Source organism: Corynebacterium sp. KPL1814, assembly GCF_000478175.1.
Taxonomy (GTDB): domain Bacteria; phylum Actinomycetota; class Actinomycetes; order Mycobacteriales; family Mycobacteriaceae; genus Corynebacterium.
Map to the genome: position 1 here is coordinate 560747 of NZ_KI515774.1, position 25189 is coordinate 585935.

Here is a 25189-nt window from a genome sequence, read left to right on the forward strand (position 1 = left end):
AAGATTACCCTTTTAAGAAGGAGTTGAAGAACATGCCTATCATGACCGTTGGCGAAAAGTTCCCAGAATTCGACCTCACCGCCCTGACCGGCGGTGACCTGCACGACGTTAATGCTAGCCAGCCAGAGGACTACTTCGAGCAGGTTTCTTTGGACAAGTACGAGGGCAAGTGGAAGGTCGTATTCTTCTACCCTAAGGACTTCACCTTCGTTTGCCCGACCGAGATCGCTGCCTTTGGCAAGCTGGACGAAGAGTTCCAGGACCGCGACACTCAGGTGCTGGGCGGCTCCACCGATAACGAGTTCGCTCACTTCAACTGGCGCGCAACCCACCCGGACCTGAAGGACGTTCCGTTCCCGATGTTCTCCGACGTGCGCCACGACCTGATCCGCGCCCTGGGCGTAGAAAACGCTGATGGCGTTGCTGACCGCGCAACCTTCATCATCGACCCAGATGGTGTTATCCAGTTCGTCTCCGTTACCCCGGACGCTGTGGGACGTAACGTTGATGAGGTCCTGCGCGTTCTCGACGCCCTGCAGTCCGAAGAGGTCTGCGCCTGCAACTGGGAGAAGAACGACCCAACCAAGAACATCGACAAGATGGATGTCGTTCAGTCCCAGCTTTAAGCCTTAGTTATCAGTAGGTGCTTTCCCCGCCGTTCTGGCGGGGCACGCACTTGCCTTGCAATTTAAATTACTGAGAAAAGATTTAGAAGGAGAAAAACCGTGTCTATCGAGAACTTGAAGTCCTCGCTACCCGAGTACGCCAAGGATCAGAAGCTCAACCTCGGCGCGCTGACCCGCACGACTGAGCTGAATGAGGAGCAGCTGTGGGGCACCCTGTTGGCATCGGCTGCAGCTACCCGCAATGACACCGTGATTTCTGAAATCGCGGAAGAGGCGCAAGAGCACCTCTCCGAGGAAGCTATCAACGCCGCTTACGGCGCTGCCACCGTGATGGCAATGAATAACGTTGCTTACCGCGCCAAGGGCTGGTTGGGCGATGACTACGCACAGGTTAAGTTTGGTCTTCGGATGAACTTCATCTCCAAGCCGGGCGTGGAGGACGCAAACTTCGAGCTGTGGAATATCGCCGTTTCCGCCATCAACGGCTGCGAGCACTGCTTGGGCGCACACACCCAGAAGCTCAACGATACTGGCGCGACCAAGGAACAGGTCTGGGAGGCCATCAAGGTTGCTTCTGTCATTCAGGCAGTCGCACAGGCCGTTCAGATTGAGGCTGCACGCTAAAAGCGCTGCTTAATCGCCCTTTAAACTAAGCCACCCCCGCGCGCTGTTTGACTCGGTGTCCCTCACAGGACGCTGGGTGCAGCGGAGGGGGGTGGCTTAAGTCGTTTTACCCAGCCCGCACGCGCCTAATACTCAACGCGCAGCTCTGAGAGGCGGACCTCACCGGCTTCATCAGAGGCGTCCAGATCGACGGTACCGACGAATTGATAGGCGCGATCGCCTGCCGGATCCTTAATGATTTGCCGCACGGGCCAGCTGCGGGAGCTTGATTCCTCCAACCGGAAGTACTCTGGTCCGCGCGCCTCAGGGCCGGTATCAATATCGTCGTATTCGTCGAAGTAGTCATCCAAGACGGCACCAAAATCGGGAATTTCGTCCAGATAATCCAATACCTCGGCGAGGCGATCTTCTTCCTCCAACGCGAAGAGCTGCGCGAGGCGGAACATGTAATTGCGCACCATAATGCCAAAGGCGCGGCGGTTGGCGGTAAGCGCAGTAGGGTCTTCGACGCCGAAGGCTAGCTCTCGGTCGAGCGTATCTTGATCGATGGGGGAGTCTTCGCCGGCCATCTGCGCCCATTCATCGACAAGCGAGGAATCCACCTGGCGGATAAGTTCGCCTAACCAGATAATGATGTCTTCAATTTGGGGCGTCGTATATTCATCGGGGATGGACTGCTTCAGAGTCCGCCACGCGTCGGTGAGGTAGCGAAGGATAACGCCCTCAGACCGGGCTAAGCCGTAGGTGGCGACCAAATCCGAGAAGGTCATGGCGTTTTCCACCATGTCGCGCACCACGGATTTGGGCCGCAGCTCGAATTCCTTTACCCACGCATTGGTCTCCGCAAAGGTATCGTAGGCCTGCTCAAGCAGCTCCTCTAGCGGCTTGGGCCAGGTGATATCCTCCACGATATTCATGCGGTCGGTATAGTCCACCCCGTCCGCCTTGAGTGCGGCAATTTCTTCCCCGCGTCGTTTCTTCTGCTGGGCTTGTAGGACCTGCCGGGGATCATCGAGGATGGCCTCAAAGACCGAGATCACATCAAGGTGATAGCTCTCCGCCTCCGGGTCCAAGAGGGAGAGCGCGGCCAATGCAAAGGGGCCAAGGGGCTGGTTCAGGGCAAAGTCACGCGGCAACTCCCGCACGAGGTGGTAGGGGCGGCCGTAGATATCGAGCCCCTTCGTGGATTTTTGGACCACACCGGAATCTACCAATCCGCGGAAGAGGTCGAGGGCGGTGAGGATGTCCTTGTTCTGCTTGCTGCGGGGATCATGATTATCGCGCAAGAGGTGGCGCATATGCGCATAACCATCGCCGTGGCGGGCTAAGACATTGAGCAGCATCGAATTCGAGACCCGGAATTGCGAGGTCAACTGCTCCGGTTCTGCTTCTGTCAGCCGCGCAAACGTCTTCTCGGACCACGAGACTTCGCCCTCGCGTGCGGATTTCTTCTTGAGCTTTTTCAGCCGCTTCGGGTCATCGCCAATGCGCCTGCGGGCCTTGGCATTTTCAATCTCGTGCTCAGGGGCCTCGACGACGACGGTGCCTTCCGTGTCATAGCCCGCGCGCCCAGCCCTCCCTGCAATCTGGTGGAATTCGCGGGACTTCAAGATGCGCTGGCGTTGCCCATCAAACTTGGCCAGGCCGGTCATCAAGACGGTGCGGATGGGCACGTTGATGCCTACGCCCAAGGTATCGGTGCCGCAAATAACCTTGAGGAGGCCGCGCTGCGCGAGGCGCTCCACAAGTCGCCGGTACTTGGGCAGCATTCCCGCATGGTGGATGCCAATGCCCTTGCGAAGCAACTTTGAGAGATCCTTGCCAAAGGCGGTGGTAAACCTGAATCCGCCGATTTCTTCAGCGATTTCCGCTTTTTCCTCTTTGCTAATGATGCCAGAAAGCGAGGTCAGGGCTTGGGCCCGCTCGGCCGCCTCGCGCTGGGAAAAGTGCACAACGTAAATGGGGGCCTTGTTATCGGCGAGCAGCTCTTCGATAGTTTCGTGTACCGCGCTGAAAACATAAGAAAAATCCAGCGGCACCGGGCGGGTAGAGCCGGCCACCAGATTAGTCTCGCGCCCCGTGCGGCGGGTGAGGTCTTCTTGCAGCCAGTCGGTATCACCGAGCGTGGCCGACATCAAGAGGAATTGCGCCTTGGGCAGTTCCAAGAGCGGCACCTGCCATGCCCAGCCGCGGTCAGGATCGGAGTAGTAGTGGAATTCATCCATGACTACCTGGTCGATGTTGGCCTCGGCGCCATCGCGAAGCGCGATATTGGCAACGATCTCAGCGGTGGCGGCGATGATGGAGGCGTTGCCGTTTACGGTGGCATCGCCAGTCATCATGCCCACGTTCTCCGCGCCGAAGATTTCACACAGCGCAAAGAACTTCTCGCTGACCAGCGCCTTAATGGGCGCGGTATAAAAACTCCGCTGCCCGCGGGCGAGGGCGATGAAGTGGGCGGCGTTGGCCACCATGGACTTTCCCGAACCCGTTGGGGTGGCGAGAATGACATTATCTCCGGCCAGGATGCCGAGCGAGGCCTCCTCCTGCGCGGGATATAAATCGATTCCCTTGCTAGTGGTCCACGAGTTAAACGTATCCCAAATGGCCTCATCGATGAGGGACTCGGGGACTTCCGTTAAATCTGGCAGCTGCTGAGATAAGTTCACCCCCACCACCTTAGCGGCGATGGGGGCGGGTTCGTTAGATATCGTCGCCTAAGTCTCTGTCATCGTCATCAGCAGAGTCTTCGCGGTCATCAATATCGGTATGGATAATCTCTTCGCTATCGGCCTCATCGAGCGAGGCGAGGAAGGCCTCGAATTCTTCGCTGATTTCCTCAGCGCTGGGCACGGCTTCCTCGCCCGGCATGATGGCCTGCGGGTGATCCTGACGGTAGCGTTCCATGAAGGCATCGTACTGCTGCTCCAATTGCTGGACCACGCCCTCAATCTCTTCCGAGCCATTGACCTGCTCATCCAGCTGGCCCTCGACGCGGGAAATATCCGCCTCGATGCTGCCCAGCGGAATATTCAGCCGGGCGGCCTTAGCCACGGAGTCAAGGAGCTCCAGGGTCGCCTGCGGGTACGGGGACGCGGCCAAGTAATGCGGCACGTGCGCGGTATAGCCCGCTACCGTCCGGCCCTTATCCGCCAAGGCCTTTTCTATATAGAGCGCCGCGGCACCAGGAACCATCATCGTCGAATCCATCTTGACCATGCCTTCCGTCAGGCGGGAGGTAGTACCGTGCGCGGTGACCACGGTGGGGCGGGTGTGCGGCACGGGCATCGGCGCGGCGTAGAGCATGATGGTGTCTTCAATATCGAATTTCTCCACCAGCTTCACTACCGCCGTGGTAAACGCTTCCCAGCGCATATCCGGCTCTGGGCCAGACAGAAGAAGGAAAGACTTGCCGGAATTATCCCGGAGGACCTTCAAACCCAAATCCATGGGTTCTACCTCTAGGGCCCGGTCATTATCGATGGTGATGGCGGGGCGGCGGGAGCGGTAATCGATGAGCTCATCAGAGTTAAAGGAGGCTAGCTGGCGGTTTTCCAGCGCGGCCTTGAGATGATCGGCGCTCGACTCAATGGCCTGGCCTGCATCGGCATAGCCGTGCATGGCAACAATCATGGTGGGGCCTTTTCCTTCACCGGAATTGTCCTTAACCACCGGAGCGGGGTACTCCAATTCGTACATGCTGCGCTCTTCTTCGTGCATGATGTGTTACCTCCTTGGTCTCTTAATCTAGATCAACGACCGCCAGGACCGCACTATTCCCACACGCACTCAGTTCAGTGTTCGCGGAGTAGTTAAATAACCCATTATGCCCTAACGAGGAAACCCGCGCTAGGCCCGGTGCGGTGGGCCTGTGCATAACTGCTTGCCGATGCCCCTTTCCGCCCACCTTATCCACAGATTTCGGCCCTCTGCCTGTGATGGGCTTTCGGTACTTGCCGCAGGCCCCGAAGCTAGAAGCCATGAAGATCACAACACCACAAAAGCCCATCCGTACACCCGGCGATATCCTTGCCAATATTCCAGGAATCCTCGGATTCTTCCCAGCAGAATCAATCGTCCTCATCTCCATCGAACCAACCCCAGAAGGCCGCACCATGGGGCCAGTCGCGCGCGTAGACCTTTCCGATGTCCCCGCAGCCCTCGCAGAGATCATGAGCGCCTTTCACTGCGGTAATCCCGAAGTCGTTCTAGGCTTTATTATCTCTCAGCGCGAGGAAGTAGAGCTCTGGGAGATGATCGAGGCGCTCTACCACTTCGAAGATGACAGGGGCACCGGAATTGATGCCTGCTGGCTGGTGGAAGAAATCGCCACATCCACCGCCTACGACCTCGTATTCGGCTTTAGCACTGGGAACGGGAAGGGCCCGATGAAAGCCTGGACCGAAGGGACCATTCCCGCTATTTCCACCAGCTCTTCCATGCGCGCCTGCGTAGAAAACGGCACTTTGCCGGAGCTTTCCCGAGACGAACTGGTGCAGCAATTCGCCCCGCATAACCCGAACTTCGGCCAAGAAGAAATCGTGTCCATGCGGCGCTGCGCCGAGGAATTGTCCCGGCAGATGCGCGCCGGCCACGGCTACGGCACAACGGATCCAACCCGGGTGGTTCAGCATCTCATCGCGGATGTGCAGTATGTATTAAGCGAGGTAGAAACCCTGGAAGAGACCCTGGATAACGAAGAATTACTTTGCGTCGGAGCAATGTGGATGTCGACGACGTGGATGCGCGACTTGGTCATCCGGGACCTCGTCGAATCCCCGCACGCGGCCGGTACCTTGCTCCTAGCCACGGCGCGCACCTTTGGCGGCACCATCCGTTATAACGCGCTGGCGTTATTTGCAGCGACCCAGGTGGCGCAGAAATTCGGGCTCTATGCCGGCCCAGCGCTTACCGTCGCCCTCGATGAGGCACCGGGTCACAATTTGAGCCAGCTCATTGCCCAAGCCTATCGCAGCGGAATGGGGGAACGCCTCATTACCAGCCTGAGCCGCGGTTGCGACGCGGCGCGGGAGGCAGCGGGGATTGATGCCGATGGCTTTGTGTAGCCCCGCGTTTTAGCGCCGCGCCGAATGCGCCCGGTCGCCCAATTGCCGAGTGAAATTCCACGCGTCGGTCACGATGGTTTCCAAGTCGGTGCGCTGAGGATTCCAGTCCAGCTCCCGCTTGATCTTGTCTGAGGACGCAATCAGCGTGGCTGGATCTCCGGCGCGGCGCGGGGCGATCTCCGCCGGAATCTCGTGGCCGGTGACTTTCCGGCACATCTCGATGACCTGCTTGACGGAATATCCCTCGCCGGAACCCAAGTTATAGATCCGGTGGGTGCCGGGGGCATTGCTGTGGAGGGCAAGCACGTGGGCATCGGCAAGATCGCGGATATGGATGTAGTCGCGCACCGGCGTGCCATCCGGGGTATCCCAATCCGTGCCAAACATGAAAATCTTATCGCGGTGCCCCAGAGCAACCTGCAGCACAATGGGGATGAGGTGGGTTTCAATCTCGCGGTTTTCGCCGATGGAGCCGTAGGCACCAGCGACGTTGAAATAGCGCAGGGACGTTGCCGCGAGCCCAAAGGCTTGTGCAAAAGAGGTAATCATGTAGTCGATAGCCAATTTGCTAGCGCCATAGGGATTCGTGGGCTGGGTCGGCATGTTCTCAGTAATAGGGACCTGCTCCGGTTCGCCGTAGGTGGCTGCGGTAGAAGAAAAGACGAGGCTTTTGACATCGTTATCGCGCATGGCGTTGAGCAAGCGCAGCGTGGTCACGACGTTGTGCTGCCAATATTCGTCCGGCTTTTCCACGGATTCACCGACGAGCGAGCGGGCGGCGAAGTGGAGGACGCCCTCGAAGCCGCCTTCGCCCAGTACTTCTGCAGCCTTGTCGGCCACATCGCCTTCTACCACGCGGGCTGCGGGCGGCACGGCATCCCGGTTTCCCGTGGAAAAGTTATCGATGATGGTGACGTCGTGGCCTTGCTCAACGAGGACTGCGGAGCACACGCTGCCGACATAGCCGGCACCGCCAGTAACCAAAAGCTTCATGGCCTAGACCTCCACGCGCACGGCGTGTGCGAGATCATCTGACAAGGTGATGACCTTTCCCGAGGGAGTGGTAAGCGAAATCGTACCGCCATTATTGACCACGGTGACCTCGGTACCGATCCGGATTCCAGCCTCAGCAAGGTCCCGGAAGGTAGCCTCATCTACCTGCAGGATCTCATTGATCTGGATAATCTTGGCGGATTTTTCTTCGCCATCGGGGAGATCGATAGCCCGCGTCCCAATTGATGGTTCGGGGACCTGGAAGCCCAGTTGCGCCAGCGCCGGAATGGGGTTACCAAAAGGCGAGCGGCTGGGGTCATCGAGGACCGATACCATGCGCTTTTCTACCTCTTCGCTCATTACGTGCTCCCAGCGGCAGGCCTCATCGTGGACCTTGCTGATATCGAGCCCGAGGACATCAGTAAGCAAACGCTCCGCGAGTCGGTGCTTGCGCATAACCGCCGTGGCCAATTCGCGTCCCTTTTCGGTTAGATCCAAGCTCCTGTCCGAACGAACGTGGAGGAGGCCATCGCGCTCCATGCGAGCAACGGTTTGGGATACGGTAGGTCCGGACTGCTCTAGGCGTTCCGCAATCCGGGCGCGCAGGGGAGTGATGCCTTCTTCTTCCAATTCATAAATGGTCCGAAGGTACATCTCAGTAGTATCAACGAGGTCCCTCACGTGGGCATACCTTTCTTTGAAAACAGTAATGCGTGCCGTGCGCAAAGCAGACAGCGCTTTTTACATTCTGTATCCAGACTAGCTTAAGTTGCCCTAAGTTTGCTGGAGAGATTTTAAGGAGACGAGTTTGCGCTCGCCGCTTGCATAGAGAACGCGACCTCGAAAGCGCACTGGGAAAATTCTCGGCGGCACAGTCGAGGTCGCGATTAAAGAAGGTTCAGGAGGCGAAGAGTTCTATTGCGCGTACTCGCGGAGGCGATCGGCGCGGTTGCCATCGCGCAACTTCGCCATGACCTCACGCTCGATTTGGCGTACGCGTTCGCGGGAGAGCCCGAACCGGCGACCAATCTGGTCAAGGGTGCGTGGCACGCCGTCATCCAAGCCGTAGCGCAGGCGGATGACGTCCTGCTCGCGCTTTTCTAGCGTATCGATGACACCGCGGATATCGGAGTGGCGCATAGAGGCCACGACGGCGGTCTCAGCATCGGTAGCCTCAGCATCTTCGATGAAGTCGCCCAATGGGGCTTCCTCGTCAGTGCCGACAGGCATGTCGAGTGAGACGGGATCGCGGGACTGGCGCAGCAGCATCTCGATCTTGTCCTCATCGATGCCAGATTCCTCGGACAGTTCCTCATTGGTCGCCTCGCGGCCCAAGGACTGATACATCTCGCGCTTGATGCGGGAAAGCTTATTTACCTGTTCCACAAGGTGGACTGGGAGGCGGATAGTGCGCGACTGATCTGCCATGCCGCGGGTAATGGCCTGACGGATCCACCACGTGGCGTAGGTGGAAAACTTAAAGCCCTTGGCGTAATCGAACTTTTCCATAGCGCGGATAAGGCCAAGGTTGCCCTCTTGAATGAGGTCCAATAGCGGCATTCCGCGGCCGGTGTAACGCTTGGCCAAGGAGACTACGAGGCGCAGGTTTGCCTCCAGCAGGTGGGAGCGGGCCTTCTTGCCCTCGCGGGCCAAGATCTTCAGGTCGCGCTTTTCTGCACGGGTCAGCTTCTCCGCGTTATTGAGCTTGTACTCTGCATACAGGCCCACCTCAATGGTTTGCGCGAGTTCAACCTCGTCCTCAGCACTGAGCAGGGCGGTCTTGCCGATTCCGTTGAGGTAGACACGTACCAAGTCAGCGGAGGGGTTGTCATTGGTTTGATTGCGGCGAGACCCGCGGTCTACTTCCTGTTCCTCATCAGTAGTGGCAGTCGAAGTGCCATTGGCGGTGTTGGCAGATGGATTCGTCATCTTTTCAGCCTCCTGAAATTGTCGCCTGTTTCAAAAAGTACAACGGTGTGAGGACGCATTTAGTTCCCACGCATCCTGAAATGTTTAAAACGGCGACGTGCAGGCCGCTGTGCCCCACCTTTTTGGGGGCGTCGGCAAGCGCATGCGCCACGTGGATGCAGTAAAACTGCTACATCCAGGTGGCGGGGAAGTCTTAGCCGCGGACCTGTACGAGGTAGCGATAGACCGTGGGTTCAGATACTCCGAGCCGGGTGGCCGCCGCGGCAATGCCGCCTTTGAGGAGGAAGAAGCCAGCATCCTCGAGGGAAGCGATGACCTCTAGCCGTTCGTGGCGCTGCATCGACTCGACCGGGGTGGAGTGCGTGGAAATCGCGGAATCCAGCATGGAGTCCAAAAGGTGCTCAACGTTGGAACGCAGCGATTCGCTATAGGGCGCTTCCGGCTTTTTCTGCGCGGGCGCTTCCGGTGCGGGAGTGCGCTGCGGTGCGGTGGTGCCGGGGTAGCCGCCGAAGGCCTTCGCCTTATCGATGGCCGGCTCGGTACCGCCTATCAACGCGTTAGCGGCATCGCGGATCTGGATAAGCTCGGATAATTCCACATTGATACAAAGCATGCCGCGCATATGCCCGGTGGCATCGCGCAGGAAATAGCTCGAGGAGCGGCAGACTTTTCCCTCGCTATTGACCGCGCGGTACCCGGTCATCATAGGAACGGCAGCGGCGTCGCCCTGTTTCATGAACCAGAGCGCAAAGTCTGTAACCGGGCCGCCTAGTTCGCGGCCGGAAATGTGACCGTTGGCAATGGCGATGATGGATTTATCGGGTACATCGAGATCATGGAGCACGATTTCGGTGTTAGGGCCCATGGCCTGACCGAGGAAATCGACGAGTGGTATGTACTGCTCGAGGAAGTTTTCTTCGGGGGCATGGCTGCTAGAAAGGTTCATTAGCTGAAGCATGTCCTTATAATTCCTGTCAGATTATTGATAAGGTACCACAAAGTAACGACAAAGGAGGCGAGTACCCGGCCGTGCCCAAGTACTCACCTCCTTATATGGTGCTCTTTCCGGAGCCTAGGTTGCCGGCATTAACCACATACCGGGATGGGCGGGTGGACGGCTAGGGCGAGGCCGCCTTGTGAGGTTTCCCTGTACTTGGCGTTAATGTCCTTACCGGTGTTGTACATAGTCCAGATGACCTCATCGAGGCTGACACATGGCTTGCTTTCGCGGTCCAAGGCCATGCGTGCGCTGGTAATGGCGTCTACCGCAGCCACGGCATTGCGCTCGATGCAGGGGACTTGCACTTGGCCTAGGACCGGGTCGCAGGTCAGGCCCAATTTGTGTTCCATGCCGATTTCAGCCGCGACGCAGACCTGTTCCGGTGTTGCCCCCATCAGTTGGGCCAGCCCGGCCGCTGCCATGGAGCAGGCGACGCCAATTTCTCCTTGGCAGCCTACTTCCGCACCGGAAATGGAGGCGTTCATCTTGTAGAGCGCGGCGATGTGGTTGCAGGCGAAGATATAGTCCGCGAACATGCTCGGGGTAACTGGCTCGACGAATTCATCGAAATAGGCCAGTACCGCAGGAACGACGCCGCATGCGCCGTTAGTAGGTGCGGTGACGACGCGGCCACAGGCGGCATTTTCCTCCGAAATGGCCAGGGCAAACATGTGTACCCAACTCAAAATGTTGAGGCCATCGTGGGGGTCGGATTGTTCCAGCCTGCGCTTCAGGGCTGCGGCGCGGCGCGGTACGAGCAGGGCACCGGGCAGCGGGCCATCGGTTGTGGAGCCACGCTTGATGCCGGTGTACATGACATCGCGGACCTTGCGCAGGTGCTCGTCGATGTCCCCCTCGCTGCGCAGCGCCTTTTCATTGGCCCTGCCGAGCTCCGGGAGCGTCATATTATTGGTTTCACACAGCGCCAGTAATTCTTCCGCGCTGGCATAAGCGAATGGGATGTCAACGGTATCTCGGGTGCGCATGGCGAAGTCTTCTTGCTTGACGATGAACCCGCCACCCACTGAGTAGTAGGTCTTGTGCAAGATGTCTTCCTCGCCGGCAAAGGCGATAAGGCACATGCCGTTTTCGTGCATGGGGAGGTATTCATCGTGGAAGTAGAATCCGCCGTCTTTGGGGAAGCTCACCTTGTGCGTACCACCGAGAAGCAGCGTTTCGCTCTGGCTGACCTCTTTCATGAAGGCGGAGATGCCGTCGATATCGACGGTTTCTGGTTCTTCGCCGGCCAGTCCCAACAGGATGGCTTTATCGGTGGAGTGGCCCACACCGGTCAAAGACAGGGAGCCGTAGACATTGGCTTGGACGCGGGTGACCTTATCCATGAGGTCTTTTTCTTTGAGCTCGTCAACGAAGGCCTTGCCGGCTTTCATTGGCCCAAGGGTGTGTGAGCTTGAGGGGCCGATGCCGATCTTGAACATATCGAAGATGCTGATGAACATGGTTTTCTCCTGGAAAATCCTGAGAAGCAAGTGCTGCTTAGAAAGCCTGCACGATGGAGTAGATGATGGTGGCGAGGGCAATAAGACCCATGATGAACACGAAGTAGTTGGAGGCCTTGCCCTTAAAGCGGGCGAGTGCTGGAACCTTGTGGATGGCAATCATCGGGATGAGGAACAGCATGATGGCGATGGTCGGACCGCAGAGGGTTTCAATCATGCCGAGGATGGAAGGATCTGCCCAGGCAACGAGCCATGCGGTTACCAGCATGAAGACAAGCGTGATGGTGTCGAGCTTGTGGCTGGATTCTGCGTCATCTTTATTGGCATTCTTGCTGCCTTTGACCAGGAGGCCCTCGAAGCCTTCTGCAGCGCCGAGGTAGTGACCTAAGAAGGACTTGGCTACGGCAATCATGGCGATGATAGGGGCAATCCACTGGATGACGGGGTTATCAAAGTGGTTGGCCAGGTAAGACAAGATGGTGATGTTTTGTTCCTTGGCCTCGGCCATATCCGCAGGCGATAGGCTGAGCGCGCAGGAGAAGACGAAGAACATCACGACGGCGACCATGAGGATTTCCGCGCGGAGCAATATCTTGCGGGACTTGTATTCCGCGTACTTGCCGTAGGTTTGGCGGCGGTCAACGGCGAAGGAAGAAATCATGGGCGAGTGGTTGAAGGAAAAGACCATGACTGGGACTAGGAGCATCAAGGTAATGCCCATGCCGTGGCCGGAGGCTTCGCGCGCGACGTCGAGGTCGAAGCTATCAAAGAGTGCGGTATTCCACTTGGGGATGAGGTACAGCGAGAGTAGGACTAGGATGCCGATGAACGGATACACCAAGTAGGACATGACGTGGACGACCACGCTTTTGCCCATGCGTACGACGAGGATGAGGCCGCCTACGAGAACCAGCGAGGTAAGCCACCGATCCGGTGAGGTGATGCCTAATTGGTGTTCCAAAAAGGAATTGACCGTGTTGGTGATGGTTACCGAGTACACCAACAGGATGGGGTAGACGGAGAGGAAGTAGAGGATATTCATCAGCACGCCGGCTTTAACACCGAAGTGTTCCTCCACGACGTCGGTGAGATCGCCATCTGGCTTTGAGCTTGATAGGACCAGGCGGGTCATGCCGCGGTGGGCCCAGTAGGTCATCGGCAAGGCGACGACGGTCATAATAAGAAGCGGGATGATGCCGCCGATGCCAGCGTTGATAGGGAGGAAGAGCACGCCGGCTCCAATGGCGGTGCCGAATAGGGAGAGCATCCAAACGGTGTCTTCTTTGTTCCACGCTGGGGCGCCTTCTTGGCCCGCAAATGGGGTTTCTATGCCGTCAGCGGGTGGCTTTTCTTCTGCGGGTGGTTGTTCCGGAATTTGCGCACTGTGTTCCGGGTGTTCGACTTGTCCGTGGCGCAAGAGCTTGTGGGACATCTTCTTTCCTCCTCTGCATGGGGTTGACCGAAGCTTGAGGGCTCCTGTCACCCTGGAGTGAGAAAATATTTTCTCTCACCAGCGTGCCCGGGCAAGGGTCTGAAATTAAACTTTCAGCTTGTATCCAGCCCATTCGCTTCGTTACGCGTTAAGTATAAGCCCGCAGTAATGCCAAGTGATAATAATTTATTACATTTTGGGATGGGTTAATTATCACTCTGAAAAAGCTTGCGCGGCGCCCAGCGATATGCATTGTTGAACAATATCGGCCTCTTTGCGAGCTAGCTCATAGATAATCATGGGTGTGAGTGGGCGCTCGTGCAGGTAAACGCCGGATGAAGGGAAAATGCGTGAGAGGAAATTAGGTCTCGACCAAAACCGTAAACGGGCCTTCGTTGACGGACGATACGCGCATCATAGCCCCGAATTGGCCTGATTCGACCGCGATAGTGCGTTCGCGGAGGCGCTCGATGATGTACTCAATGACCGGCTCGGCCTCTTCTCCTGGAGCCGCATTGGCCCACGACGGGCGCCTCCCCTTGGCGGTGCGGCCATACAGCGTGAATTGGCTGACCACTAATACTGGGGCTCCGGCATCTGCAACCGATACTTCACCGTCTAGGATGCGCAGCTCCGCTATCTTGCGGGCCATCTTTTCTGCACGCGGTTTCCAATCGGCTAAATCCTCCCGGGAGACACCGACGAGGGCTAAAAGCCCGCCCGTTTCAGGGCAGTCGATGGCGCCGACGGTCTCGCCCGCGACGGTGACAGCTGCTTCGGATACGCGGGTTAGAACTGCGCGCATGCCTGTATCTTCCTTTCCTGACTATTCGGTGCTCTTCAGTGTTATTCAGTGTGGGCAGCCGGGGAAGTATCGTCCTCGAGCAGCAGATCGGCCGGGATGAGCAGGCCATGGCGAACCATATCGATAATGGCGGGAAGCGCGGCCGCGGTCAGTTCTGCCTCATCGAAGCCGTGCGCTACCGCATACAGGCCAACGGTCTCTCCAAGGTTAAGCCCGTGGGGAGATAGGCCAGCTACGATTGCTGCCAAGTGTTCATCGACTTCGTGGCTCCACCGGGGACCATCGGTACGCGTCAGGCGGATAACCGCCCGGTTAAAGCCTTGTTTATTATCGGTATCGGCCACGCTGACTTCTTCCTTGGCTACCTGAGGGCGCACCCGGAAGTGCTTTCCCTCCAGCTCACCAGGAACCAAGTCGCGCAGCCATGCCACGCGGGCGAAGTATTCCTCCACCTCGGGTCCCAATGGGTCACTAAAGTGCTGTGGCATTTCTTCGGCCAAGATATCGGAGGGCGCGTCTTCGGCGATCTTTTGGATGGCGACGAATCCAAACCCGATTCCCGTGACATCGTGGTGGTGGAAATGATCCAGCCAGGCCTTTGAGCGCGCCTTGCCCTCATCGCTGCGCACATCAAGCGATTCGTCCTTGAGCCAGGTGGATACGTAGAGGGAAGGATCGGCGACATCCCGCTGAATGATCCAGGCAGCCACGCCCTTATCCGGCAGCCACGAGGCCACGCGCTGCTGCCAAGTCTGCCCACCGGTATGCACCCAGGCGGCGAGCAAATGCGCGGTTCCGCCCGGGGTGAGGTGATCCACTGCCTGGGATACCACCAATTCGCTAGCCCCATCCAAGTTCAGGCCAGAATCGCGGTAGACATGGCCCACCTCAGGAAGGCCAACGACGAATGGGGGATTGGCAACGATGCGGTCAAAGGTGCGCCCCGCAACGGGCTCGAACCACGAGCCCTCAACTAGCTCTACCTCTGTACTAGTCCCTGAGGCAGCGACGGTGGCACCGGCCAAATCAAGCGCGCGCCGGTGGACATCCGTCGCCGTAATGCTGCGCGCGCACTCGAGCTGACCCAACAATTGCACTCCCGAACCGGTGCCCAGATCGAGCACCGTTGATACCGGGCTTACCGGCGTCGATTGCAAGAGTGAGAGGCTTGCCGCCCCGACGCTCAAGACGTGATCCGCGCCGGGGACGTGGTCCACCAGCGAGGCATCGACATCGGAAAAGACGAGGCGGTTGGAGCCGACGATGATATGGGGCCGGATATCGAGGGCAATGTAGATGCTGCCGCGATCATCGGAAAGCGCCACGCCGGCATCCAGGAGCTTGGCGGCAAGGCGGGCCCCGAGGGCATCGGCAAGCAGCGTGGCCGGCAGATGCTCATGCAGCAGGAAGAAGCGGATGAGCGTATCCAGCTGGGTATTACCCGCGGTTCCGCGCGCCACCGCGGCAGGCTCACCACGGTAGAGCGCCTCCGTAAGCTCTGGGCCCAAATGCCCCGCTAAACCATCGGTAGTAAAACCGGACTGCGAAAAAGCCTCCGCTAACTCTGGGGCAAGATCGCGCAGAGCGGCGGCGTCGAAATTAGGGCCAAAGGACGTCATGCTGGGAGAAGTTCCTTTCCAGTCGTGCTGAAGATGCGGCTAGTCGGAGGCTGCATCGTCATGGTCAATAACGGAATGCTGAGATTCGATTGCCTTGGAGCCGCCGCGGGAAATCTGTTGGTTCTGATACTGCGAATATAGCTGACGATTCATCGCGGGTTTATAGACATTTTTATCCCGCTTGTCCTTCTTCTCACCGCGGCTATTGCCAATGACCACGGCAATCCACGGCAAGGGAAAAGTCACGCCCACGATAATCGCCGCGATTAACCACCAATGCAGGTACAAAAAGACCCCGGCAATGAGCAGCGATGGCACGCGCAAGAATTGGAAAAAGCCGTACCACAGCTCCCGGCGCCTGCGATCTTGTGCGGGCGAGAGCTTGGCATCCGTGATGAGAAAACGTTCCTTTTTGCCAAACACTTAAACTACGCACCTCCCTGGAGCCCGCCGCGTAACCCTACAACAGGGGACGGGAAAGCCGGCGTTGGCGTGCGTAGAGTGTGCATGTTCTCCAAGGGTAGACGCATGACTCGCAAAGTTCGATGCTGATGCGGCAAAATGGGGTGCGTGACTACGACTACGAAGACAATTGAACGGCCAGATATTCGTGAAGACACTTCGAAGACGGATAATGACACGCCGAAGTTCTTCCACTACGTCAAAAAGGATCAGATTCTTGATTCCGCAGTCAACGGCAAGTACGTCGTTGCCCTGTGCGGTGAGACCTTCCCGGTAACCAAACAGGCAAAGCCGGGCTCGCCGGTCTGCCCCGATTGCGAACGCGTTTTTAAGGGTCTTCGCCGCAAGTGAGGACGTTTAAGAAGACGAACCTCCGCGCGTGGCAGCAATCAGCCCTCGATAAATTCCTCGCCACCAAGCCACAAGATTTTATGGCCGTGGCGACCCCCGGTGCGGGTAAAACCACCTTTGCTCTGCGCATCGCAACGGAGCTCATGGAAGACCGCACGGTAGAGCGCGTCATCGTCGTGGTACCTACCGAGCACCTGAAGACGCAGTGGTCTGCCGCCGCCGCGCGGGTGGGCTTGGCCTTGGATCCTGCCTTCACGAATTCCTCTGCTGTTAACCCCAGCATGGATGGCATCGTGGTGACCTATGCCCAAGTGGGCATGCATCCCTTCAAACACCGCGCCGTTGCCTCTGCGCGGCGCACGCTCGTGATCTTGGACGAGATTCACCACGCCGGCGACGCCAAAAGCTGGGGCGATGGCGTCAAGGAGGCCTACGACGACGTCAACCACCGCCTCGCGCTGACCGGTACGCCGTTTCGCTCCGATGAATCGCCCATCCCCTTTGTGCGCTATGAGGACGATGGGGAAGGACACAAGGTCTCGCGCGCCGACCACACCTACGATTACGGCGATGCGCTTGCCGATGGCGTCGTGCGCCCCGTCGTCTTCCTGTCCTACTCCGGCGAGGCGCGCTGGCGGGACTCCGCCGGGGAGGAGCACTCCGCGCGCCTGGGTGACATCATGAACGTGGAACAAACCGCGCGCGCCTGGCGAACCGCGCTCGACCCCAAGGGCGAATGGATCCCCGCCGTGCTGCAGGCGGCGCATACCCGCTTGATGCAGATGCGGCGCAATATGCCGGATGCCGGCGGGCTCGTGCTCGCTTCCGATACCACCACCGCCCGTGCCTACGCGAAAATCCTCAAGCAACTCTCCAATACCCCAGTCTCGGTCATTTTGTCCGATGACCCAGGCTCCTCGGACCGCATTCAAGAATTTGCGGACTCCACCGATGAATGGATGGTTGCCGTACGCATGGTGTCCGAGGGCGTCGACGTGCCCCGCCTTGCGGTGGGTGTCTACGCCACGTCCGCGTCGACCCCCTTGTTCTTCGCCCAGGCAATCGGCCGCTTCGTGCGCTCCCGCATGCCTGGCGAAACCGCCTCGGTATTCCTTCCCTCCGTCCCCGTGCTCCTCGGCCTTGCAGAGCACATGGAAAAATCCCGCGACCACGTCTTGGGCAAAGAAAAGACGGAGAAAGAAGGCTGGGACGACGAGCTACTCGAGCAAGCAAACCAGAAAAAGACCGAACCAGATATGTTGGAAAAGTCTTATGAGTCCTTAGGCGCCGAAGCCGAATTCTCTGGCCTGCTCTATAACGGCTCGCAGTTTAATACCGGCGATATGACCTCTGATGAGGAAGCCGACTTCCTCGGCATCCCCGGGCTCCTCGATGCCGACCAGGTCAAAGACCTCTTGCGCAAGAAGCAATCCGAGGAAATGGACCGCCGTGAGGCTGAGGAAAAGGCGCGCCGGGCTGCAGAGGCAGCCGAGGAACAGCGTCGCAAGCTCTACGGCACCCCGCACGCGCCGAAGCGTGGGGGACAGGCGGGTGCCGCGGGGGCGGCACCAAGCTCTGCCGGCTCCGATGCCGGAACGGTGGATGAAATCTCGGCGCTGCGCAAGGAACTCAACACCGTCGTGTCTATCACCGCGCAGCGCACCGGACGCCCGCACGGCGCCATTCACACCGAAGCACGCAAGGCCTGCGGCGGGCCGCCCACCGCGCTGTGCGACGCCGAGCAGCTTCGCGAGCGCATCGACTACCTGCGCAAGTGGTAAACGCTTCGAGAAGCGTCCGCTGAGTCTCAGCGGAGGTGCGCCGAACGTGCGTCTGAAAATGTGAACGGTGTAAATGTTTTTAGGAAGAGTAAGCTCGATATCATCCTGCCCGTAGGCCTTTGGCTTAAGAAGATCCAAGGAGATGGATGATGAAGAAGCTCATCAACTCGCCGGAAAACGTTGTTGCTGAATCTGTTGAAGGATTCGCGCAGGCACACAAAGACATCGTCACGCGTGCAACTGACCCTCTATTCGTAAGCCGCAAAGAGAAAAAGGAGAGCGGCAAGGTCGCCGTCGTTTCTGGCGGCGGTTCGGGACACGAGCCGCTCCACGCGGGATTCGTTGGCCATGGCATGCTCGACGCTGCTGTTCCCGGTGCGATGTTTACCTCACCGACGCCGGATGCGATTCAAGCAGCAACCAACGCCGTCAATACCGGCGCGGGCGTGCTTTACATTGTTAAGAACTACACGGGGGACGTCCTCAACTTCGATACGGCGGCTGAACTCGCCGAGTTTGATGACATTGAGGTCAGCCAGGTCATCGTAGATGACGATGTCGCCGTTGAGGACTCAACGTATACCGCTGGCCGCCGCGGCGTGGCTGGAACCCTTCTCGTGGAGAAGCTGGCGGGCGCGGCCGCCGAGCGAGGCGATGACCTTGCTGCCGTTACTGCTGTCGCAAAGAAAGTAGTGGAGAACACTGCCACTATGGGGGCAGCATTGTCTGCGTGCACCGTGCCCCATGTGGGAAAGCCCTCCTTTGATTTGGGGGAGGACGAGGTCGAGTTGGGCGTCGGTATTCACGGTGAACCCGGCCGGAAAGAAATCCCGATTGTTTCTGCTGACGACGTAACGGATCACCTGCTGGATCCCATCCTGGCGGACCTTAAACTGAGTGAAGGCGAGCGCACCATCGTTGTGGTGAACGGCATGGGAGCTACGCCTGCTTCGGAACTCTATGTGGTCTACCGCCGTGTGGCTCAACGTCTCAAGGACGCGGGCGTGACCATCGAGAGATCACTCGTGGGTGACTTCGTTACTAGCTTGGATATGGCGGGTTGTTCTGTCACCGTGATGCGCGCTGATGATCAAGATATTGCGCTGTTCGACGCCCCCTGCCACACCGCCGCTCTACGCAAAGGAATGTAATCATGACTAACCTTTCAACTGTTTGGGCACAGGACTGGATGAAGAACTGTGCTGCAGCCGCCCATGACCATCGTGATGAGCTCATCGAGCTAGACCGTGTGATTGGTGACAGCGACCATGGTGAAAACGTCGACCGCGGTTTCCGTGCCGTGGTGGACAAGGTTGCTGCCGAAACCACTGAAGACGGCTCGACCGTTGTGGACGTGCTCAAGCTCACCGCCAAAACTCTGATGTCCACTGTTGGTGGTGCCTCCGGGCCTCTGTTGGGCACCGCGTTCTTACGTGCTGCTAAGGCAGCCGGCTCTGGTGATCTCGATGCCTCTACAGCGGCTGCAGTTATCGAAGCCGCCGCTGAAGGAATCACCTCGCGAGGCAAGGCCACGGAGGGGGAGAAGACGATGGTTGATGCTTGGGCTCCTGCTGCCCGTGCTGCCCGTGAAGCAGCAAATGCCGGACGCAGCCCAGCTGAGGTTCTGCGCGCGGCTGCCGAAGCCGCAGCCGAAGGCGCCGAGGCTACCATCTCAATGGTGGCGACGAAGGGACGTGCCTCCTATCTGGGAGAGCGATCCGTAGGGCACAAGGACCCAGGTGCGGCGTCCACCGCGCTCTTTCTAGCAGCGGCTGCCGACGCAGCCTCGAGCGCAGTGACTGAAGACAGCGGCAACAACAAAGCAGAGGAGGCTTAGACGATGCCACAACCACACGTTGGCCTCGTACTCGTTTCTCATTCGGCCAAACTTGTCGAAGGTCTCGCGGAACTCGCAGCCCAGATGGCCTCGGACGTCACCATCCGCACAGCTGGTGGACTCGAAGACGGGGGAATTGGAACCTCGTATGACCTCATCGAATCTGCCATCAACGACCTCCTAAGTCAGGAGCTCGGTGTGGTTGTTCTCACTGACTTAGGCTCAGCCACGATGACAGTGGAGTCTGTACTGGAGTTCCTAGAAGATGATCCGGTGACTTTCGTTGATGCACCGTTGGTGGAGGCCGCCATTGCCGCGGCTACGTCTGCGCAACAAGGAGATGACCTTGCCGCCGTAGCCACGGCAGCAGCACAGGCCATTGATATCTTTGTCGCATCGAATTCTTCCCGCTCGGCGACAACTGACGAAAGCACTGCGAGTGCAACATCAGAAACGGGAGAGTCATATAAGCAAACCGTCACTGTTGCGGACGCAGCGGGCCTGCATGCCCGGCCCGCTTCAAAAGTCGCTGAAATGGCGGCGACGGCAGACGGTGACATCGTCATTACTTACGATGGTGAGGATGCTGAAGCAGATTCAGCAATGATGCTGATGTCTCTCGGCGCGCCTCATGGCGCGTCAGTCACCGTCAGCGGAGAAGCTGGTGACTCTGCCCTTGTCGACCAGATTGCTGACGGTATCGCTCAGGGACTCGACGAGTAAGTCAAGAGTACTTCCACGGGTGCCATGATATGAGGGGTAAATGGCCCGCCCGTGGTGGTTTCGTGCCCTGACTGGTTGGATAGCGGTTGAGGTGGAACGCAGCTAAGTTCCCGTGAAAGCGCAAAACCCTGAACCAACCAAATCCAGCGAATCGGTATGGCAACACCGGCAAGTTCCTACTACGCGCCTCATGCGGATGCTTATGGAGCCGGCCCAAGGCCGGCTCTTACTTCACGAATTCCGCGTCGGCGTAGACGGGGAAGATCTCTCGAGAGAAGTTGTGTTCGCCTTCGATGCTCGCCGTAGAGGGAATCCCGCAGGTTCCTATAAGCGCGGTAACAGTTGTCGTGCTTTCGGCGGCTCTTCTACAGTCCATCCTGTAGGAGCTTAGATCAAAAGCGGCGAGGGATACGTAATCTCCTCGCCGCTCTCCCTTTTCGCAAGGGCTACATGCAACTAGTCCAAGTAGTCACGCAGGACCTGCGAGCGCGACGGGTGGCGCAGCTTCGACATCGTCTTGGACTCGATTTGGCGGATACGCTCGCGGGTAACGCCGTAGACCTGACCAATCTCGTCTAAAGTGCGCGGCATGCCGTCCGTGAGGCCGAAGCGCAGGCGAACCACGCCGGCTTCGCGCTCCGACAGGGTGGTGAGCACGTCCTGGAGCTGGTCCTGCAGCAAGGTGAAAGACACGGCATCGACGGCGATGACGGCCTCAGAGTCCTCGATGAAGTCACCCAATTGGGAATCGCCCTCATCACCGATGGTCTGGTCCAGCGAGATGGGCTCACGCGCATACTGCTGAATCTCCATCACCTTTTCTTCGGTGATGTCCATTTCCTTCGCGAGCTCCTGCGGGGTGGGCTCGCGGCCCAAGTCCTGCAGCAGCTCGCGCTGGATGCGGCCCAGCTTGTTGATGACTTCCACCATGTGCACCGGGATGCGGATGGTGCGGGCCTGGTCAGCCATGGCGCGGGTAATAGCCTGGCGAATCCACCACGTGGCGTAGGTAGAGAACTTATAGCCCTTGGTGTAGTCGAACTTTTCCACCGCACGGATAAGGCCCAAGTTGCCTTCCTGAATAAGGTCCAAGAAAGCCATGCCGCGGCCGGTGTAGCGCTTGGCCAAGGAGACCACCAGGCGAAGGTTGGCCTCCAACAGGTGGTTTTTAGCCTTGCGCCCGTCCCTTGCGATGCTGCGCAAGTCGCGCTTTTCCATGGGGGAGAGCTTGGCAGCCTTATCGCCCTCCGCGCGAGCCTTTTCCATCTCGTCCATGCGGTGCTGCGCGTACAGACCGGCCTCAATGCGCTTTGCCAAAGAGACCTCCTGCTCCGCATTAAGCAGGGCAACCTTACCGATCTGCTTAAGGTACGCACGCACGGAGTCGGCGGAGGCGGTCAGCTGTGCATCCTTGCGCGCCTGGCGCAGGGCGACGGATTCTTCCTCGTCCCAGACTGAGGACGAATCTTCTGCTTCTTCCTCGTCTTCTTCTTCGCCCAACTCTTCCTGAATATCGTCTTCATCCAGGTCAGTAGGGGCATCGAATTCATCTTCTTCGATGTCCTCGTGGGTTGGGTCGAAGTCGGCGTCATCCGCAGGGGCGTCTTGCTCAACGGCGTCGAGCTGATCCTCTGCGTCCTCAGCTTCCGATGGTGCTTTGTCCGCAGAGTTTGCGGGGGAGTCTTGCGGTTCCGCCGCAGAGGCTCGCACGGTTTTCTTGACAGCTTTCTTGGCTGATTTCTTTGCCGACTTCTTGGCGGTCTTCTTAGCCGTTTTCTTGGCAGTCTTTTTCGCCGTCTTCTTAGCTGTCTTCTTGGCGGTTTTCTTCGCCGTTTTCTTTGCCGTCTTTTTGGCGGTCTTCTTTGCAGGAGTAGATGCCTCGACTGACTTGTCGTCCTCGCCGAGTGCCTGGTCTGAAGAATCAGTGGCTGCCACGTACGCCCTTTCGACTTACTACTTGATGGAAATAGCTCACCGCACCCGCACAGGGTGGCAATAGCATTATGAAATGCTAGCGTGTGTAGGCCTTATGCAGGTCAGACACGCCCGAGAGCCATGCAATTTTGGATCGACCGCCCAGTATAGGCGATTTTTGCACAATGCCGGTAGATAGGGTTATCGCAACGGTGATTTTATGGCTCTAGGCCTTCCAATACAGCCATTGCTGCACCTACAATGCCCGCACGATTTTCCAGTTGTGCAGGCATAACGGGGCTATCAATGGTTAAGTGGGGTCCCCATTTGTGGAATTTGCGAGATATGCCACCCCCGATGAGGAAAGCTTGCGGGTTAAATAATTTCTCGTATTCTTCCAGCACACGATTGAGCCGAACCGCCCACTCCTTGTACTTCAACCCTTCGCGTTCTTTGGCTGCGGAGGATGCGATCGCCTCGGCCTCGTCAGTTCCCACCGTGAGGTGGCCGAGCTCAGTATTGGGGAAGAGCTGCCCATTGAGGAAGAAGGCCGAGCCAATGCCGGTTCCAAGTGTCAAAAAGATGACTGGTCCGGTTTTAGCCAACTCGTTTCCATATGCGACTTCCGCAAGGCCTGCGGCATCGGCATCATTCAAGACGACAAAATCTACGTCTAAATAGCGCGAAAACAACTCGGTGGTATCCACTCCTACCCACTCAGGTGAGATATTGGCAGCGGAGTGCACCGTGTGGTTGGACACCACCGAGGGCAAGGTGATGCCGACGGGCTTGTCCCATTCTTTTTCGCGCATAATTTGGGCTACCACCGTGGCTACCTCATGTGGCGTGGCCGGCTGTGGGGTGGGGATCTTCAGCCGTGGGCCCACGAATTCACCGTTATTGAGGTCGACTTCGGCGCCCTTAATGCCGGAGCCGCCGATATCGACGCCAAAAGAGTGGCCAGTATGAGTAGTCATGCTCGCAAGTGTAGAAGAAGGCACAATGGTTGGCATGGAACATGACATAGATTTTCTGCAGCTGCGAGATTTTGCGGAAACTACCGCAATGCGTGCGGCTGAACTTATTCGCGCGCGCCGTGCAGAGTTGGTTGCTGGAGACGGTATTGCTGCACATACTCAGACAAAATCGAGCGCCGTCGACCCGGTTACGGAGGTCGATACCGCCACCGAGGAGTTTATTACGCGTACGATCAGGGAAATCCGCCCTGGAGATGGCCTGTTGGGTGAGGAAGGCGCAAGCTTCGACGGGACGACTGGGGTGCGGTGGATCGTGGACCCCATCGACGGAACCGTCAATTTCCTTTACGGCATTCCGGACTATGCGGTCTCGATTGGCGCGGAATACGACGGCCGCTTGGTAGCAGGTGCAGTGGTCAATGTGGTGCGGCGGCAGGTGTATGCCGCCGCGGCAGGAGCGGGCGCCACGGTTGCCACTGCGGATGGCACGCGGTCTTCGCTACGGTGCGGTGAGCAAGACGATCCGGCGCTTTCCTTGGTAGCGACGGGATTTGGTTACGACGCACAGCGGCGCAAGCAACAGGCGGAATTGCTGACTAAATTGTTGCCGCAGGTCCGCGATATTCGCCGCATCGGCGCAGCCGCCCTTGATTTGTGCCGCGTGGCAGAGGGGAGCGTTGACGCTTATTTCGAGCACGGAATTAACGCCTGGGATTTTGCTGCCGGTGCTCTCATCGCTCGCGAGGCAGGAGCTAAAGTTCATCACCCAGGACTGGACAAGGGGTCCGCTGATGGCGAATTAACGTGGGCCGCGGGGGTGAATTTGGCACCCGCATTTGAGGAACTTTTGGCAGCACATGGCGCTAAGGAGGCGATGCGGGGGTGAAGGGTCTAAGAAATTTTTAGCAGCAGGATGACATATCGGTATTTGTCCTTTACTATGCGCGATCGATAAATAACTATTCCTAAAGCAACTCGACTAATAGGGGCGTGTATTATGGCCACCGATTATGACGCACCGCGCCGCGGCGCAGAAGAAGAACTTGAAACTGACTCTTTAGAGGGACTGAAAGCAGCTGAACCCGAAAGCAACGGTATGGATGACGATGGCGAAATCGTCGAAGCATTCCAACCGCCATCAGTTGACCTGACCGGCGAGGAACTCAACGTACAGGTCGTTCCCCGCCAAGAAGACGAATTTACCTGCGGATCCTGCTTTTTGGTCCAGTCCAATAAGCGTTATTCGCACGAAGAAGATGGCATGCCCATCTGTAAGGATTGTGCCTAAGCAGCCGGTATTGGCCTAGCTAGTCGATATTGCGCACAATCCAAATAAAGATTCACCCCGCCGCAGTTTGCAATGGTAAACGCGGCGGGGTTTGAAGTTTCCTTGTCTAGCAGACACCCAATGTGCGTGGGACCTAACTCCCTGGGGCCTCTACTTTCTGAGGGCGGTAAATCCTCTCAGTCATCCGGTTCTATCTAGGGCTGCTCGCCTTTGCTCTTTCCATCCGGTACGCTGCCTTGCTTCTGCCGTTTCTCCCATAGGTATCTACGACCCAGGAAGATGGGCAAGACTAGAACGAAGTA

Annotated in this window: 23 protein-coding genes; 10 read left to right on the forward strand and 13 right to left on the reverse strand. The window is 58.0% G+C overall.

The window, feature by feature from the left end; all coding sequences use genetic code 11:
* Positions 1-32: 32 nt before the first annotated feature.
* Both HMPREF1257_RS02605 and HMPREF1257_RS02610 read left to right on the forward strand, forming a co-directional pair.
* Positions 33-626, forward strand: a complete 594-nt coding sequence (locus HMPREF1257_RS02605; protein ID WP_023022697.1) for a peroxiredoxin — start codon at positions 33-35, stop codon at positions 624-626.
* Positions 627-725: 99 nt separating this feature from the next.
* Positions 726-1250 (forward strand): carboxymuconolactone decarboxylase family protein, encoded by a 525-nt coding sequence (locus HMPREF1257_RS02610; protein ID WP_023022695.1) that lies wholly within the window; start codon positions 726-728, stop codon positions 1248-1250.
* Positions 1251-1375: 125 nt separating this feature from the next.
* Here the strand turns inward: HMPREF1257_RS02610 and HMPREF1257_RS02615 are convergent, their stop codons facing one another.
* Together HMPREF1257_RS02615 and HMPREF1257_RS02620 are read right to left on the reverse strand one after the other, a co-directional pair.
* Complete coding sequence (locus HMPREF1257_RS02615) at positions 1376-3919, reverse strand: RNA helicase (RefSeq protein WP_023022693.1); 2544 nt, start codon at positions 3917-3919, stop codon at positions 1376-1378.
* Positions 3920-3953: 34 nt separating this feature from the next.
* The gene (locus HMPREF1257_RS02620; protein ID WP_023022691.1) at positions 3954-4970 is read right to left on the reverse strand and encodes a proteasome assembly chaperone family protein; all 1017 of its coding nucleotides are present in this window, start codon (positions 4968-4970) and stop codon (positions 3954-3956) included.
* 260 nt (positions 4971-5230) lie between these two features.
* On the opposite strand from HMPREF1257_RS02620, the gene HMPREF1257_RS02625 reads away from it, so the two are divergent.
* A complete protein-coding gene (locus HMPREF1257_RS02625; RefSeq protein WP_232208509.1) occupies positions 5231-6316 on the forward strand; it encodes a DUF4192 domain-containing protein in 1086 nt (361 codons plus the stop codon).
* 9 nt (positions 6317-6325) lie between these two features.
* Here HMPREF1257_RS02625 and galE read toward each other — a convergent pair whose 3' ends face one another.
* The 9 genes from galE to HMPREF1257_RS02670 all read right to left on the reverse strand — a co-directional run bounded on the left by galE (position 6326) and on the right by HMPREF1257_RS02670 (position 15977).
* On the reverse strand, positions 6326-7309 hold the full coding sequence (galE, locus tag HMPREF1257_RS02630; protein WP_023022687.1) for a UDP-glucose 4-epimerase GalE: 984 nt from the start codon (positions 7307-7309) through the stop codon (positions 6326-6328).
* 3 nt (positions 7310-7312) lie between these two features.
* Positions 7313-7990: a metal-dependent transcriptional regulator gene (locus HMPREF1257_RS02635; RefSeq protein ID WP_023022685.1), complete on the reverse strand. Its 678-nt coding sequence runs from the start codon at positions 7988-7990 to the stop codon at positions 7313-7315.
* Positions 7991-8224: 234 nt separating this feature from the next.
* Positions 8225-9238, reverse strand: a complete 1014-nt coding sequence (locus tag HMPREF1257_RS02640) for a sigma-70 family RNA polymerase sigma factor (protein WP_023022683.1) — start codon at positions 9236-9238, stop codon at positions 8225-8227.
* Between the two features lie 193 nt (positions 9239-9431).
* Positions 9432-10196, reverse strand: a complete 765-nt coding sequence (locus HMPREF1257_RS02645) for a transcriptional regulator (RefSeq protein WP_023022681.1) — start codon at positions 10194-10196, stop codon at positions 9432-9434.
* Between the two features lie 128 nt (positions 10197-10324).
* Positions 10325-11698 (reverse strand): L-serine ammonia-lyase, encoded by a 1374-nt coding sequence (locus HMPREF1257_RS02650; RefSeq protein ID WP_023022679.1) that lies wholly within the window; start codon positions 11696-11698, stop codon positions 10325-10327.
* Between the two features lie 37 nt (positions 11699-11735).
* Entirely contained in the window at positions 11736-13130 is a 1395-nt protein-coding gene (locus HMPREF1257_RS02655) for an aromatic amino acid transport family protein (protein WP_023022677.1), read from the reverse strand.
* Between the two features lie 361 nt (positions 13131-13491).
* Positions 13492-13935, reverse strand: coding sequence for a D-aminoacyl-tRNA deacylase (dtd, locus tag HMPREF1257_RS02660; RefSeq protein WP_023022675.1), 444 nt, complete (start codon positions 13933-13935; stop codon positions 13492-13494).
* Positions 13936-13976: 41 nt separating this feature from the next.
* Positions 13977-15554 (reverse strand): class I SAM-dependent methyltransferase, encoded by a 1578-nt coding sequence (locus HMPREF1257_RS02665; RefSeq protein ID WP_023022672.1) that lies wholly within the window; start codon positions 15552-15554, stop codon positions 13977-13979.
* A 39-nt stretch (positions 15555-15593) separates the two neighbouring features.
* Positions 15594-15977 carry a DUF3099 domain-containing protein gene (locus HMPREF1257_RS02670; protein ID WP_023022670.1) on the reverse strand — a complete coding sequence of 128 codons (384 nt, stop codon included), beginning with the start codon at positions 15975-15977 and terminating at the stop codon, positions 15594-15596.
* 138 nt (positions 15978-16115) lie between these two features.
* Between HMPREF1257_RS02670 and HMPREF1257_RS02675 the strand changes: the two genes are divergently transcribed.
* The 5 genes from HMPREF1257_RS02675 (at position 16116) to dhaM (ending at position 20708) form a co-directional block, all read left to right on the forward strand.
* Positions 16116-16367 (forward strand): DUF3039 domain-containing protein, encoded by a 252-nt coding sequence (locus tag HMPREF1257_RS02675; RefSeq protein WP_023022668.1) that lies wholly within the window; start codon positions 16116-16118, stop codon positions 16365-16367.
* Positions 16364-18148 carry a DEAD/DEAH box helicase gene (locus HMPREF1257_RS02680; RefSeq protein WP_023022666.1) on the forward strand — a complete coding sequence of 595 codons (1785 nt, stop codon included), beginning with the start codon at positions 16364-16366 and terminating at the stop codon, positions 18146-18148. Before HMPREF1257_RS02675 ends, HMPREF1257_RS02680 begins: the two co-directional genes overlap by 4 nt.
* A 149-nt stretch (positions 18149-18297) precedes the next feature.
* Complete coding sequence (gene dhaK, locus HMPREF1257_RS02685) at positions 18298-19299, forward strand: dihydroxyacetone kinase subunit DhaK (protein ID WP_023022664.1); 1002 nt, start codon at positions 18298-18300, stop codon at positions 19297-19299.
* 2 nt (positions 19300-19301) lie between these two features.
* Positions 19302-19985 (forward strand): dihydroxyacetone kinase subunit DhaL, encoded by a 684-nt coding sequence (dhaL, locus tag HMPREF1257_RS02690; RefSeq protein ID WP_023022662.1) that lies wholly within the window; start codon positions 19302-19304, stop codon positions 19983-19985.
* A gap of 3 nt (positions 19986-19988) precedes the next feature.
* Complete coding sequence (gene dhaM, locus HMPREF1257_RS02695; RefSeq protein WP_023022659.1) at positions 19989-20708, forward strand: dihydroxyacetone kinase phosphoryl donor subunit DhaM; 720 nt, start codon at positions 19989-19991, stop codon at positions 20706-20708.
* A gap of 456 nt (positions 20709-21164) precedes the next feature.
* Here dhaM and HMPREF1257_RS02700 read toward each other — a convergent pair whose 3' ends face one another.
* Positions 21165-22643 carry an RNA polymerase sigma factor gene (locus HMPREF1257_RS02700; RefSeq protein WP_023022657.1) on the reverse strand — a complete coding sequence of 493 codons (1479 nt, stop codon included), beginning with the start codon at positions 22641-22643 and terminating at the stop codon, positions 21165-21167.
* A 197-nt stretch (positions 22644-22840) separates the two neighbouring features.
* A complete protein-coding gene (ppgK, locus tag HMPREF1257_RS02705) occupies positions 22841-23599 on the reverse strand; it encodes a polyphosphate--glucose phosphotransferase (protein WP_023022655.1) in 759 nt (252 codons plus the stop codon).
* Here ppgK and HMPREF1257_RS02710 point away from each other — a divergent pair.
* Complete coding sequence (locus tag HMPREF1257_RS02710) at positions 23598-24485, forward strand: inositol monophosphatase family protein (RefSeq protein ID WP_034659138.1); 888 nt, start codon at positions 23598-23600, stop codon at positions 24483-24485. The two genes, ppgK and HMPREF1257_RS02710, sit on opposite strands and share 2 nt — an antisense overlap.
* 111 nt (positions 24486-24596) lie before the next feature.
* A complete protein-coding gene (locus HMPREF1257_RS02715; protein ID WP_023022651.1) occupies positions 24597-24887 on the forward strand; it encodes a DUF4193 domain-containing protein in 291 nt (96 codons plus the stop codon).
* Positions 24888-25189: the final 302 nt, after the last annotated feature.

Coding starts and splice junctions, on each gene's coding strand:
- dhaK (WP_023022664.1), top strand. CDS start 18,298: ATGAAGAAGCTCATCAACTCGCCGGAAAACGTTGTTGCTGAATCTGTT.
- HMPREF1257_RS02665 (WP_023022672.1), bottom strand. CDS start 15,554: ATGACGTCCTTTGGCCCTAATTTCGACGCCGCCGCTCTGCGCGATCTT.
- HMPREF1257_RS02655 (WP_023022677.1), bottom strand. CDS start 13,130: ATGTCCCACAAGCTCTTGCGCCACGGACAAGTCGAACACCCGGAACAC.
- HMPREF1257_RS02650 (WP_023022679.1), bottom strand. CDS start 11,698: ATGTTCATCAGCATCTTCGATATGTTCAAGATCGGCATCGGCCCCTCA.
- HMPREF1257_RS02675 (WP_023022668.1), top strand. CDS start 16,116: ATGGGGTGCGTGACTACGACTACGAAGACAATTGAACGGCCAGATATT.
- dtd (WP_023022675.1), bottom strand. CDS start 13,935: ATGCGCGCAGTTCTAACCCGCGTATCCGAAGCAGCTGTCACCGTCGCG.
- HMPREF1257_RS02640 (WP_023022683.1), bottom strand. CDS start 9,238: ATGACGAATCCATCTGCCAACACCGCCAATGGCACTTCGACTGCCACT.
- dhaL (WP_023022662.1), top strand. CDS start 19,302: ATGACTAACCTTTCAACTGTTTGGGCACAGGACTGGATGAAGAACTGT.
- galE (WP_023022687.1), bottom strand. CDS start 7,309: ATGAAGCTTTTGGTTACTGGCGGTGCCGGCTATGTCGGCAGCGTGTGC.
- HMPREF1257_RS02625 (WP_232208509.1), top strand. CDS start 5,231: ATGAAGATCACAACACCACAAAAGCCCATCCGTACACCCGGCGATATC.
- ppgK (WP_023022655.1), bottom strand. CDS start 23,599: ATGACTACTCATACTGGCCACTCTTTTGGCGTCGATATCGGCGGCTCC.
- HMPREF1257_RS02715 (WP_023022651.1), top strand. CDS start 24,597: ATGGCCACCGATTATGACGCACCGCGCCGCGGCGCAGAAGAAGAACTT.
- dhaM (WP_023022659.1), top strand. CDS start 19,989: ATGCCACAACCACACGTTGGCCTCGTACTCGTTTCTCATTCGGCCAAA.
- HMPREF1257_RS02620 (WP_023022691.1), bottom strand. CDS start 4,970: ATGCACGAAGAAGAGCGCAGCATGTACGAATTGGAGTACCCCGCTCCG.
- HMPREF1257_RS02710 (WP_034659138.1), top strand. CDS start 23,598: ATGCTCGCAAGTGTAGAAGAAGGCACAATGGTTGGCATGGAACATGAC.
- HMPREF1257_RS02605 (WP_023022697.1), top strand. CDS start 33: ATGCCTATCATGACCGTTGGCGAAAAGTTCCCAGAATTCGACCTCACC.
- HMPREF1257_RS02645 (WP_023022681.1), bottom strand. CDS start 10,196: ATGCTTCAGCTAATGAACCTTTCTAGCAGCCATGCCCCCGAAGAAAAC.